The 14,150-nt window shown below is 38.4% G+C and carries 7 protein-coding genes; 5 read left to right on the top strand and 2 right to left on the bottom strand.

Going from position 1 to position 14,150, the window contains the following annotated elements; genetic code table 11:
- Positions 1-11 precede the first annotated feature (11 nt).
- On the bottom strand, positions 12-3,260 hold the full coding sequence (locus I600_RS15415; protein WP_058105449.1) for a DUF1553 domain-containing protein: 3,249 nt from the start codon (positions 3,258-3,260) through the stop codon (positions 12-14).
- Between the two features lie 106 nt (positions 3,261-3,366).
- On the bottom strand, positions 3,367-4,704 hold the full coding sequence (locus tag I600_RS15410) for a Gfo/Idh/MocA family protein (protein ID WP_058105448.1): 1,338 nt from the start codon (positions 4,702-4,704) through the stop codon (positions 3,367-3,369).
- 92 nt (positions 4,705-4,796) lie between these two features.
- Between I600_RS15410 and I600_RS15405 the strand changes: the two genes are divergently transcribed.
- The 5 genes from I600_RS15405 to I600_RS15385 all read left to right on the top strand — a co-directional run bounded on the left by I600_RS15405 (position 4,797) and on the right by I600_RS15385 (position 14,103).
- Entirely contained in the window at positions 4,797-5,669 is an 873-nt protein-coding gene (locus I600_RS15405; RefSeq protein WP_058105447.1) for a helix-turn-helix domain-containing protein, read from the top strand.
- 135 nt (positions 5,670-5,804) lie between these two features.
- Positions 5,805-7,058 (top strand): glycoside hydrolase family 117 protein, encoded by a 1,254-nt coding sequence (locus tag I600_RS15400; RefSeq protein ID WP_058105446.1) that lies wholly within the window; start codon positions 5,805-5,807, stop codon positions 7,056-7,058.
- A gap of 22 nt (positions 7,059-7,080) precedes the next feature.
- On the top strand, positions 7,081-8,940 hold the full coding sequence (locus I600_RS15395) for a DUF5060 domain-containing protein (RefSeq protein WP_058105445.1): 1,860 nt from the start codon (positions 7,081-7,083) through the stop codon (positions 8,938-8,940).
- Positions 8,941-9,316: 376 nt separating this feature from the next.
- Complete coding sequence (locus I600_RS15390; protein ID WP_058105444.1) at positions 9,317-12,538, top strand: SusC/RagA family TonB-linked outer membrane protein; 3,222 nt, start codon at positions 9,317-9,319, stop codon at positions 12,536-12,538.
- Between the two features lie 23 nt (positions 12,539-12,561).
- Complete coding sequence (locus I600_RS15385; protein ID WP_058105443.1) at positions 12,562-14,103, top strand: RagB/SusD family nutrient uptake outer membrane protein; 1,542 nt, start codon at positions 12,562-12,564, stop codon at positions 14,101-14,103.
- Positions 14,104-14,150: the final 47 nt, after the last annotated feature.

Here is a 14,150-nt window from a genome sequence, read left to right as displayed (position 1 = left end):
AATATTCTTTTTTATCGTTTAGTAATAAATGCATCAGAATTGATAATCGTTGATGCCACAACGGCATTGGCCGCTACCAGAGCTATATCATCCGTAGGCGCTATAGCATATTCACCAATACTTATCCAACCTTGTGCTTTTGCCTTGTTGTTCTTAAACTTTTCAAATTCTGTATGCTGTAATTCCGTTAATATGGTCAACTCTTCTTTCTTAATAGTTTTGCCGGTAAGTTTTTTATACGTTTTGGCTATGCCCTGCTTAATGCTGTCATATTCCATCATCTTTTTACCGAGTACTCTGGCCACCTCAACAAACGTTGGGTCGTTCAGCAACACCAACGCTTGTAATGGGGTGTTGGTTTCTTGTCTTCTTGTGGTGCATAGATCACGAGATGGGACATCAAAAGTTGAAATCGTGGGGTGTGGTACCGCCCTTTTCCAAATGGTGTATATACTTCTTCTATAAAGTTCTTCTCCTTGTCCCTGTGCATATTCATCTCCGGTGACACGCCATAATCCGGGTGGTTGATATGGGTACACGCTCTCACCCCCAATTTTTTCGTTCAATAAACCAGAAGCGTAAAGTGCATTATCCCTGAGCATTTCACCGGATAATCTTTTGGAAGGTCCTCTGGCCAACAATCTGTTTTCACCATCTAGCTCCAGTAACTCGCTAGAGGCAATACTGTTTTGTTGATACGTGTTGGACATTACCATAAGTTTATGCAAGGCCTTTACGTCCCACCCAGATTCCATGAACTCAATGGCCAGCCAATCCAATAATTTAGGATGTGATGGTAATTCACCCTGATTTCCAAAATCTTCGGCAGTTTTTACAATTCCGGTTCCAAAAAGATGCTGCCAATACCGGTTTACCGTAACTCTGGCCGTCAATGGATTATCCTTATCGGTAATCCAATTGGCCAAACCAATTCTATTTTTTTCGAACTTATCGGAAAATGGAAATATCGCTTCCGGTGTATTTGGAAAAACAGAATCGGTAGGTTGGTCATACTGCCCACGAGCCAAAAGGTACGCCTGCCTTTTTTGTTTGCTCTCTTTCATTACCATTATCTGTTTTACATTATCCATACTATCGGCAAGTACCAAACGGTCCTTTTCTAAAGCTTCTATAGCTTTCTTATATGACCTAGAATTTACCGATATGTAATATTCCTTTAATTCAGATTTTTCATCTGCCGTTAAATTGGCATAAGACTTCTCTTTTAAAGTCGATAATTGCTCTTTATTGGAAATCTGCAAAACTTCTACAGGTGTCAATTCTTTTTCAAAAACCATAAGGTTATCCACAACGGCACCACCTATGCCTTTTCCTCGCCATACTGCACCTATACGCAAGCCCGGTTCAATGATAGGGCTGTTTTCATATAATTGCAATCCATGAAAGATGATGTCTTTGTATAGGTTATCATACAAGGTTTTGGTTTGCAGTTTTTTTCCGTCCATATAAATGGAAACTCCATCTGCTTTACTTGTTCCATTATAAGTAAGGGTCAATTGTACCCATTTTTCCTTCGGAATTTCTTCTACAGATTCTACAACCAATGCATTATCCGGCCAAACATGTGCTAATAAAGCTTCTAACTTATTATCCTTTATCTTCAGGTGATATCCTCTAAAACTATGCAGTTCTGGACTATTCATTTTGTGGAAAATAACACCGGTTTCTAGGTCTTTGGGCACAAACACCTCTATTCCAATAGAAAAGGATTCCGCTCTTTGGTAAATACCTATTTTATCTAAATCCAACCAAGTATCACCATCCATTAGCAACCCCTTGCCCCTACTACCTTCTTTGAAAACCGGTTTTTCATTATCAACAAATTCTTGGCGCATACGAATGTTGTTCTTACCATTACCACCAATTGTATTCAATAATTTTCCTTGATCAAAATCCATTGCGACAACTAAATCACCAGGTTTTTCAGTGTTTGAAATGTTCTTAAATTTTTCCTGTTTTAGCCATTCTTCCGCTTTTTCTGCTTCGGTCTGAACAGTTTTAACCACTTTTTCTTCTTTTTCATTAACCAGAGTCTCTAAATATGCTAGCACCTTTTCTTGATCTTCCGTAGGAATCATCATAGCAGGAACGGGCGTAGCATTATCCCAAGAAATGAGGCCTGTTTCATCAACATTGTTAAAGAAGCTGAACATTTCAAAATAGTTCTTTTGAGAAATAGGATCGTATTTATGGTCATGACATTTGGCACATTCCATGGTCAAACCCAAAAAACCCTGACTGGCAACATGTGAGCGGTCGGCAACATACTCTACCCTAAATTCTTCATCAATGATACCACCCTCCATGTTTTGCGGATGTAAACGATTAAAGGTGGTTGCCAGTTTCTGTTCACGTGTTGCATTTGGTAGCATATCGCCTGCTAGCTGCCATAGTATAAACTGATCATATGGCATATTTTCATTGAATGACTTGATCACCCAATCTCGCCAAGGAGACGTATCCCGATACCTGTCTACACTATACCCATGTGTATCTGCATATCGTGCCAGATCCATCCAATCTAACGTGCGTTGCTCTCCATATTTTTCTGAAGCCAACATACGGTCTACCTGTTTTTCAAAAGCGTTGGGCGACTCATCGTTTACAAATTCTTCTATTTGCTCTAGAGTTGGCTGTAAGCCCGTTAAATCTATGGACGCACGCCTTAGCAAGGTTTCCTTATCCGCCTTTTCCGATAATTTTAAATCTAAAGGCTCTAGTTGGGCCAAAACAAAATTATCTATAGGATTGGCTACCAAATCTTCATTTATAATTTTAGGCACCTTATGCTTTTCCGGTTTTATAAATGCCCAATGATCTTTATACTCAGCACCATCTTCTATCCATTTTACCAACATCGCTTTTTCCTTGTTGGTAAGGGACAGGTGGGAATCTGGAGAAGGCATGATCAGATTGGGATTAGTAGTGATAATTCTATGAAACATTTCACTCTTTTCCAACTTACCGGGTACAATGGCAAAATTTCCGGGATTCTCAGACAATTCCGAATATGCAGCCTCAGCGGAATGCAATTGCAATCCACCTTTTATATTACCGGCATCCGGTCCGTGACATAGGTAACATTTATCTGAAAGAATAGGTTTTACATGCTGATTAAAATCTAATGTTTTCGGTAGTGCCTCATATTCAAGCGCTACTTCTTCTGGCAACTCTGGTCCGCCACAAGAGACTACCAACACCACTATTGGTATGAGAAAAAATCGTTTTAACATTCGCATTTACATATGTTGTTTTCCGTTAAGTCAAATCTATAAGAACAGTTACTTTTGCACCATGCCCAAAAAAGGCTAATAATTGTACATTTCCGACATGTAAAAATTCATCTTAGAATTTTCGTTCTTTTCTTGACCTTAATTTATTCGCTTCGGAATCTTTGTAAAATTTTTCTTTTTCAGGATTCCACACTAACGGTCTATTTAATTTATATGCAATGTTGGATAAGTGACAAATACTGGCACTTCTATGTCCCGTTTCTACATTGCAAATTGGTGTTCCTCCATTTTTGATAGCAGTTAACCAATTGGCGTAATGATTATCAGAATGAATCAACTGTATGTTCATTGCAGCATAATCCGTATCTACCAAATTTGCTGGCGTGGTTTCAAAATACCCTCTACTAATATCCATTTGACCTTCACTACCAAAGAAGCGAACACCCCAACCCCTGCCAAAATCTTTGTGCTCTACCTCAACGCCATTAGCATAATACATTTTTAAACCTCTTACCGCAGTAGGATCAGTAGGCGGAACAAATTCTACAGGTCCAGATTCATCCATCCCCAAAGCCCACTGAACAATATCGAACATATGCGCCCCCCAATCCGAAAGTATACCTCCACCTGTTTCTTGGAACAAACGCCAGTCTGGCCAAAAATCAACATCATTACTAGATGGTGCCAACCTATGATTGTATTTCAACAGAGGTGCAGGACCGCACCAATGGTTCCAATCTATTTCATTTGGAATAGCTTCCTCCATTAAATTATAAGCCTTTGCAGGGTCTCCTACATTGACCTCAACTCGCTTAATTTCACCTAAATGACCATTTCTAACCAATTCACAAGCTTTTCTAAAATTATCCCAGGAACGCTGCATGCTGCCCACTTGCAACACCCGGCCAGATCGTTCTACGGCTTTCACCATTTCCCTTCCTTCCTTTATATTATGAGAGAGCGGTTTTTCGCAATAGACATCCTTATCCGCCTTTAAACTATCCATTACATGTTTAGCATGCCAATGGTCTGGCGAGGCAATTACTACTGCATCAATTGCTGAATTTTCAAGTAATTCAGCATAGTCAATATAAGAGGTCAGGGTATTTTTTCTGTTAGAATTGTTTATCTCCAACTGATTTTGAGCTACGTGATTTTTAAACCAATCGTTTTTGGTAGTCCAAACATCTGAACAAGCTATAATTTCGGCATTGTTCTTTATAAAGTTCTTTGCCAGCCCCCTAGATTGTTTTCCCAATCCTATAAAACCAAGGTTAATTTTATCACTGGGAGCAGTAAATCCTTTTCCCAACACATGTCTTGGTACAATTGTAACCGCCCCGGCGGCCAAAGCTGTTTTTGTAATAAAACTTCTTCTTGAAACTTGAAAAGTATTTTTGTTCAATTCCGACTTTTTCACCACCTTAGAGTGTTTGTTATCTTTTTTCATCAGTACGTTGAATTAGTTGTAACTAAAGTTAATTCACTTGTTCTGATGACACCTGTACATATATTCTTTTAAGTGCAACAAATGTTTTATTTATGCTTCAACTACTACAATCCCTTAAAATAAGCTTACTGCATTCCGGCTATGCCAAACTTGACACAGCATGGAATTTTGATAATGTAATAAGTCCGTTTACCCGATTATGCTATGTTACCAAGGGGTCTGCAACCCTCTATCACAACAACAGAACCTACACTTTAAAAGAAGGTCATATGTACCTTATACCCAGCTATGTATATAATACGTACAAGTGCGAAAATTATCATGAGCAGTTTTACATCAGTTTCTTTGAAGAAATAAGACCCGGGCTTTCTATATACAATTTACGGTCTTTTAGATATGAAGTTCCCCTAAAAGAAGGGGATCATTTATTCTTTGAACGCCTAACACAGATGTACCCAAAAAGAAAAATTGTAAACAGTGACCCAAAAGCTTACTCACATAAACCGCAAAAACTTTTGCAATTTAACAAGGACAATGCCCAAATGAACACCCAACGTTATTTAGAGACCCAAGGTATACTGACCATTTTACTTTCTCGTTTTATTGAAAATGAACCTGCAACCAATGCCAATGTTTCCACTGGTAGATTAAATGATGTCCTTGTTTATATTGCCGAACATTTAAACCAAAGCCTAGAAGTACAGGATTTGGCAAAAAAGTACCATATGAGTACAGATCATTTTTCAAGGTTGTTTTTACAACAGTTTAATATGAGACCCTTAAAATACATCCAGACCAAAAGAATTGAACGTGCTCAATTACTGTTATGGACCACCAACCATTCCCTAGAAGAAATAGCCCATAAAATAGGCATGGAAAACTTCTCTTACTTCTCCAGAACCTTTAAAAAAATTACCGGCACTACCCCGGGAAAATATCGAAAAAACCAAGCTATAACTCCCTAACAATGTTGTTTTAAACATTCAATAATCATTTGTGGTAGTGTTTTGAACACTTGTTGCAATAATGCCTTCTATGCTTAATTTAAACGGGTTGTATTTGCATTATCTTGAAAACATAATCAAACACACTATTTAATTATGGCTTTTAAGCGCATTACTTTACTACTTTGTTCTGGCTTTTTAGGTTGTTCTTTGAATGCCCAAAAAGCTTTTCCGTTTCATCTACCTAAGGAGAAACCTGACCAACCGCTAAGCTTGGCAATGCAACGTAACTATGATCAATATTTAGCTCCACGCCCAGAAGATAACGAGCTATATTCCCAATTTAAATATACCGAATTAAAAGGGTTGGATTATAGCAATGGCGATGGCACAATATCAAGAAGAGATCCATCAAAGGTTATATTTCATAACGGTAAATATTATGTTTGGTATACTTATAGAAATACCAGTACACCTCCACAAGGTGCGGCCAAAAGTAATGACACCATACCTTCTAGCGACTGGGACCTTGCCGAAATTTGGTATGCCACAAGCGAAGATGGCATTACTTGGAAAGAACAAGGTGTAGCCATAGAAAGACCGGAAAAACCTAACGTAGGATGGCGATCTGTTTCAACTACAGATATTTTAGTTTATAAAGGAAAGTACTATTTGTATTATCAAGGTTTTATGGAAGCCAGTGGCAAAAGAGGCGATGATTGCCCTGTTGCCGTGTCATATGCCGATTCACCTGACGGGCCTTGGACAGCCCACAACAAAATCGTAATACCCAATGGTGGAAAAGGAGAATGGGACCAATTTTCCATTCACGACCCATACCCACTTGTTTACAACGATAAAATTTATCTGTATTATAAGTCAGATTTTGATGGCGACCCTAGATTAGTACGTATGCAGGGGTTAGCTACAGCCGATAATCCACTTGGTCCTTTTACAAAGAACCCATTAAATCCGGTTTTGAATTCAGGTCATGAAACCACTTTATTTCCTTTTAAAGAGGGTATTGCGGCTTTAGTCATCAAAGACGGTAACGAACATTTTACTATACAATACGCTCCTGACGGAGTAAATTTCTCCATAGCCGCTATTACCAATTCATTAATGCCAATTGCCGGCGGACCGTATGTGCCGGATGCATTTACCAATACAGATTATGGCAAGGGTATCTCTTGGGGAATATCGCATGCCATAACCGCAGGTACAAAAGGCAAACAACATTCTATTTTAATGCGATTTGATTGTGATCTTAGCCTAGATGTGGATGATCAAGAAATGAAAACACATTCAAATATTTGGCATTACAAACCAAGCGATTATTATGAATACGGATTAAGCAAAAAGCAACAAGAACGTATTGAGGCTCAAAACAAAGCCCTTAAAGAAAAATAAAGTTTTAACCAATACTGTTGCCATGATACGCTCTAAGATCATTATTACTGTACTCCTATTTTTAAGCTACTTTTTTGCAAACCAATTGTACGCTCAAGAAAGCCCTAAGAATATTGATTACCAGCTACAAGGAGAGCTTAAAAAATGGCATAAAGTCACTATAATTTTTGATGGACCACAGTCTTCTGAAGATGCAGATTTCAACCCTTTTACAAATTACAGGCTCAACGTTCTTTTTACGCACAGTACCACCAATAAAACTTATCTAGTACCAGGATATTTTGCTGCGGATGGAAATGCAGGTGAGACCTCTGCAACAGCCGGTAATAAATGGAAAGTTCATTTTGCCCCAGATGAAATAGGAGAATGGAATTATAAAGTTGATTTTAGAAAAGGAAACTGGAGCGCTGTAAGCGATAAAATAGATACCGGTGTAAGCGCAGAATTTATGGATGGTCATGAAGGCAGTTTTACCATCTCAAAAACCGATAAAGAAGGTAAAGACTTTAGGGCAAAGGGTAGATTACAACATGTTGGTGAGCGTTATTTAAAATTTGCGGAAACCAATGAATACTTCTTAAAACAAGGTGCAGATGCACCTGAGAACTTTCTGGCATATGCAGATTTTGACGGTACTTTTCATAATGACGGCCATGGAGATAATTTTATAAAAACATGGTCGCCACATATTCAAGATTGGAAAACCGATGACCCTGTTTGGAAAGATGATAAGGGCAAAGGAATGATCGGCGCACTTAATTATTTATCTAGCAAAGGCCTTAATGCGTTTTCTTTCATAACGAACAATATTAAGGGTGATGACAAAAATGTGTTTCCCTACGTTGATTACAATACTTGGGATCGTATGGATGTTTCTAAACTGGACCAATGGGAAATAGTATTTAGCCATGCCCAGAAAATGGGATTGTTTTTACACTTTAAAACCTTAGAAGTAGAAAACCAAGGCTTGTTGGATAATGGTGGGGTTGGTGCCAACAGTAAATTATATTACAGAGAATTAATTGCGCGTTTTGGACATCACCTGGCCCTCAACTGGAATCTTTGCGAAGAAAATGGTGAATGGGTAAAAAACCCTACTACCCCGCCACAAGATACTATGCAGCGCTTGGCAATGGCTCATTATTTTAAAAACCACGATCCTTACAATCATCATTTGGTAATACATAACGGCATAAAATTCGACGATTTATTAGGACTTGATTCTGGTATCACCGGACCTTCTGTGCAAACACATAGAGCGGATTTTGCAAGTATCCATAAAGAAGTACTGCATTGGCTGTCCGCTTCAAAAAATGCGGGCAAGCAATGGGCAGTTGCCGTAGATGAGCCAGGGGACGCTCAACATGCCCTGTTACCTGATACCGAAAACCCAAATCATGATCTAGCCAGAAGAAATGGACTGTGGGGAACACTTATGGCTGGCGGCTGGGGAAACGAATGGTATTTTGGATACAAGCATGAACATTCTGACCTGACCTGCGAAGATTACCGTTCACGTGATTTATTCTGGGATCAAGCCCATAATGCTTTACAATTCTTTGCCAATAACAATATTGAATACTGGAACATGACCAACCATAATGAACTGGTTGGCAACAAGGACAACGACAATACCATATACTGCTTGGCAAAACAAAACCATACTTATGTGGTATACCTCAACAGCGCAATTACGGCGAACCTTGACTTAAGTGAATCTAATTACCCGTATAAAGTAATGTGGTACAACCCAAAAATTGGGAGAAAATTAATTTCTTCAAAAATAAAAAAAGTGCAAGGCGGTCAAAAGGTAGATTTGGGCAGTGCACCAAAGAAAAGTCAAGGAGATTGGGTAATACTATTAACCCGAACCAAGAACTAAGGCGCTGTAGTAAGTGCCTATGCATTCTTGCTTGTCATATTTCGTCAATAATTCCACTACAGCATACAATTACATCCAATGATCATAATAGGCTGTTCAAAGTCTTAGCATAGGCCTAAAATATCACATAATCAATTCAACCACAGATAACACAGATGGTTAATGGCTTACCACAAATTTTATCAATTCGCCAAAATACTACCATTTATTATTTCAAAAACCATATGTACTGCTCTCTAAATCATATGTATCGTAAAAATTTAACATTTTTTTAAATATTGCAGTAACTGAAAATTAACAAACTATGCGAGTAACACAACTTAACTCAAAAACATTTTGGTTCTTATTATTATACTCAATAATAAGTGTCCAATTTATGCATGCCCAAGACTTAAATGTTAAAGGTAATGTAAGCGATGAATCAGGTCCTTTACCCGGTGTGTCCGTTATTGTCAAAGGAACCACTTCTGGGGTTGCCACTGATTTTGATGGTAACTATACCATTAAAGCTCAATCAAACGATGTACTAGTCTTTACCTATATAGGTTACAAGGCTAAAGAAGTTGCCGTTAATGGCAAAACCAATTTAAATGTTGTTATGACGACCGATGTATCTGCCTTGGACGAGGTTGTTATCATTGGTTATGGTAGCTCTAAACGAAAAGACCTTACCGGTTCTATTGTTTCTGTAAAAGCGGATGAACTTGATAAAGTAAAACCTGTTTCTTTTGAAGGAGGTCTTGCTGCAAGGGCCTCGGGTGTACAGGTGGTACAATCTGGTGGTGAACCAGGGTCTGGTTTTAATATTAGAATTAGAGGTGGTAGTTCTATTACGGCCAGTAACGACCCACTTTATGTGATAGACGGTTTTGCTTTACAAGGTAACACCGCCAGTACTGCTGTAGGTATCGGAAATTCCTCTACAAGTCCGCTATCAACAATAGACCCTAGCTCAATTGAATCTATTGAGGTATTGAAAGATGCTTCAGCGACAGCTATTTACGGTTCTAGAGGAGCTAATGGTGTGATCATTATTACGACAAAACAAGGTAAAAAAGGCAGGGCGTCTTTAAACTTTGAAACGTTTACAGGTGTATCTACATTGGCCAGACCATTAGATTTGATGACCGGTCAAGAATATGTAGACTTCTGGAACGATTATTTCCCATGGAACCCAGATGCTGAGGATACTTACACCAGAGCTTTTAGATATGATGATGGTACACCATTGGATTTAAGCGATTCTCGTGTATTGGTTACAGATTGGCAAAAAGAAATTACCAGACCAGCGATTACCAAGAGCTATAAAGTATCTATGAGCGGTGGTGGTGACAAGAACACATATTCAGCCTCGTTCTCTTACTTAAATCAAGAGGGTATCGTAAAAACATCTGATTTTGAAAGGTATAATGGTAACCTAAACATCAATCAAAATATAAGCGATAAACTTAAGGCCGGTATGAACCTTAATTTGGGTATTAATAAAAATAGCGGAATAGTTAACGCAGCCAATGAAAATGGAAATGGTAGAAACGGTATTATTACAAGTGCTATTTTATTTACACCAGTACAAGGTATCAATAGATATGATGATGCCGAATATGATGAGAACGGCAGAATAATCTCGGTAAGAGATGGTGATATTACCAATCCTTTGGCTACCCTAGAATTCAACAGTAATAATAGAACCGCATTTCAATCTTTCGGTAGTGTGTATATTCAATATACCTTGGCAGACGGACTTACCTTTAAGTCATCCGTTAGAGGTAATATATCCTCTACTAAAGGTACCGCATACTTTTCAGAGAAAATCAGTTGGGGTAGAACAGCAAATGGTAGAGCATTCGTAAACAACAACATGGGAACTGGTATAATAACCGAGCAAAATTTAAACTTCAGCAAGGTTTATGGAGACCACTCTTTGAATGCTACGGCGGTTTATGAAGAGCAACAGAATACATTTGAATTCAACAATTCAGCAGCAACAGGTTTTGATCTCCCTGGCGTAAACCTAAACAATTTGGGTTCTGCCACGGAGACCTTACCTAATTCATCTGGATTTACCAAAACAGCTCTACAATCGTATCTTGCTAGGGTTCAATATGATTACAAAGGTAAATACACATTAAATGCCAGTGCTAGATATGATGGTTCATCTAGATTTGCAGAGGGTAAAAAGTATGGTTTCTTTCCTTCGGTAGGTGCTGCCTGGAACGTTGCAAATGAAAACTTTCTTAAAGAAAACAACACCTTAAATCGTTTTAGAATTAAGGCAAGTTTTGGAGAAACCGGTAATACCGCCATTGGTTCATACCGATCTTTTGCTCAAGCTGGTGTAGCAAGTACCATTTTGAACGGAAACCAATTGGTTACCGGAGCCGCAATTCAACAACTGGCAAATGAAGAATTAACTTGGGAAACTACACAACAGTTTGATGCCGGACTTTCTATTGGAATGTTCAATGATAGAATTTCTTTAGAGGCAGATTATTACCGTAAAGAAACTTCTGATCTTTTATTAGAAGTTCCATTACCATCAACTACCGGATTTAAAACAGTATTTAAAAACTTAGGAAAAGTAGAAAATAAGGGTCTTGAATTTGCCCTGAACACAGTAAACTTTGACAATGAAAACTTTGGGTGGACAACTAACTTCAACATCAGTTTCAATGATAACCAGGTCCTAGACCTTGGTGATGCTGATCAATTTTTGGTAAACTCTATTGGTGACAATCAAATACAAGATGATTACATAGTAAAAGTAGGAGAATCTTTAGGTTCCATGTATGGTTTAGAAGTCGATGGTATTTACAACTATAGTGATTTTGCCGCTTTTGACGGATTATCAAATGAAGAAGCTGCCGCAAAAGTTAGACAAGACGCTGCAGATCAAGGTGTTGCTTGGTATGATGTGGTTTACGAGTTAAAAGAAGGTACCGTGCTTTCCTCAGGTCAGCCAGATAACACGAAATACAGACCGGGTATGCCAAAATTCGTAGATCAACTTACCGTTGATACTGATGGTGACGGTGTACCAGACGCTGCAGACGGCATTGTAAATTCTGATGACCGAAAAATCATTGGTAATGCATTACCAAAACACTTTGGTGGTTTTACCAATAACTTTAGATACAAGAACTTAGATCTTTCAGTAATTACCCAATGGTCTTATGGTAATGATGTTTATTTAAAAAGCCTTAGTAAAGGTACGGCCCAAGCTATTCCATTTTTAAATAAATATGGCAGAGTTGCTAATCGTTGGACACCAGAAACCCCTGATACAGATATCCCTTCTATTTGGGGAGATGGCGATGCCGGTATTAATGGAACTGCTTATTCGTCATTTATTGAAGATGGATCGTATTTCAGAATTAGCAATGTTACTTTAGGTTATGAATTACCTACCAGAGTAAAGAAAAACATTGGCCTTAAAAGCTGTAGGGTATATGCCGCTGTAGATAACCTTCATGTTTTCACAAAATACTCAGGATACGATCCAGACGTAAGTGTTGGCAACAATCAACTTACTCCAGGTCTAGATGCAGACTCTTACCCAAGATCAAGAACTATAAGATTAGGTTTAAGCGTAGGATTCTAATTAAAGAACAAAAAAATTAAAAGATGAAAAAAACTAAATTTTACGGAATATTAACTCTAGCGGCGGGACTGCTGCTTGTGTCATCTTGTGATGATGATATTTTAATTGAATCACCCAGTAATTTCTTGACTCCAGATGCTCTCTTGGTAGACGCCAAAGGTGCGGAAACCTATCTTATTGGTGCGTACGATGCCGTACAACCAATAGTTTCATCTGGCGCAAATGGTAAAGATGGCTGGGGCATTCATTGGGGCTCTATAGCTGCTGACGAAGTTGTTGTTCCGCCATGGGGCGGTGATAGAAAATTTATCTATCAGCATCAATTAACACCTTCTAATGGTGTAGTGCGATCTATTTGGGAGAATTTATACGTTGCATTGAACAGAATCAACAGTACAATTGACCGAATTGAAGCAATGAACGAAGATGAAATCGATAATGAATCTAAAACTAAATTCGTTGCCGAAGCTAAGTTCTTAAGATCAATGGTATTATTTTCTTTAGTATCCACGTATGAAAACATTCCGTTATTAACAAGTGAAACTACAGATTTGGAGTCTGTAGAAGTGAGTCAAGTTACACCGGAAGAAACCTATAACTTCATCATACAAGACTTGCAACAAGCCGCAAGTGTACTTCCGGAAGAACAAGGTGGCGGTCGTGCCACTCAGGGCGCAGCTAAATCTTTATTAGGTAAAGTTTATTTACAAATGAGTGGCTTTCCCCTTAATCAAACAGATAAATTGGCTAGTGCCGAAACTGTTTTAAAAGAAGTAATGGATAGCGGTGTTTATGATCTTTTACCTAATTACAGAGAGGTTTTCAATCTTAGCAACGAGCAAAGTGTAGAAATGGTGTATTCTATTGGCATGGATGGTCCTGCACGTGGAGAAGGTGGACTATTAAGTACTTTTTATGGTCCAAACGGTAACGTAAACAACGGTGGAGGCTGGGGTACTTGTTTTATCAACCATAGCTTTGAAGCATCTTTTGACAGAGAAGATGTAAGATTATTTAATAATATCGCAAAGCACAATGCAAATGATTTTACTCCAGAAGAAGGATTCTCTGATCCTGAAACGCATACGGTACCAATGAATAACTGGAGAGGATGGAAATGGCATGCCGAAAAACCAAATAGCTATCCTAACGATACACCATTTGACAACCCTTACATTAGGTACGCAGATGTTCTATTAATGTACGCCGAGGCTTTAAACGGGCAAGGCAAACTAACTCAGGCAGATTTGGACATTACCGTAAACAGATTGAGAGCAAGAGCTAGAATGACTACAGATGCTGTTCCAGATATGGTTGTAGGTTCACAAGACGATAATGCAACAGAACTTTTAGAAGAGCGTAGAAAAGAGTTATGCTTTGAAGGGTGGAGACGAAACGACCTTATACGTTTTGGTGTTTACCATGAAGCAATATCCGGTATTACACAAGGTGGACCAAATGCTGGCGATCCAGGACCTGAATTTCAAGATTTTGAAATACGCTGGCCAATACCTCAATCAGAGTTGGATATTAACCCTAATCTGGTGCAAAACCCTGGTTACTAGTAATATATTTTTAATATCTTAAACAAATAATCAAAAAGCCTATTCAC

This window comes from Maribacter dokdonensis DSW-8, from assembly GCF_001447995.1.
GTDB classification, from domain to species: domain Bacteria; phylum Bacteroidota; class Bacteroidia; order Flavobacteriales; family Flavobacteriaceae; genus Maribacter; species Maribacter dokdonensis.
This window is presented reverse-complemented; position numbering and strand designations above follow the sequence as displayed.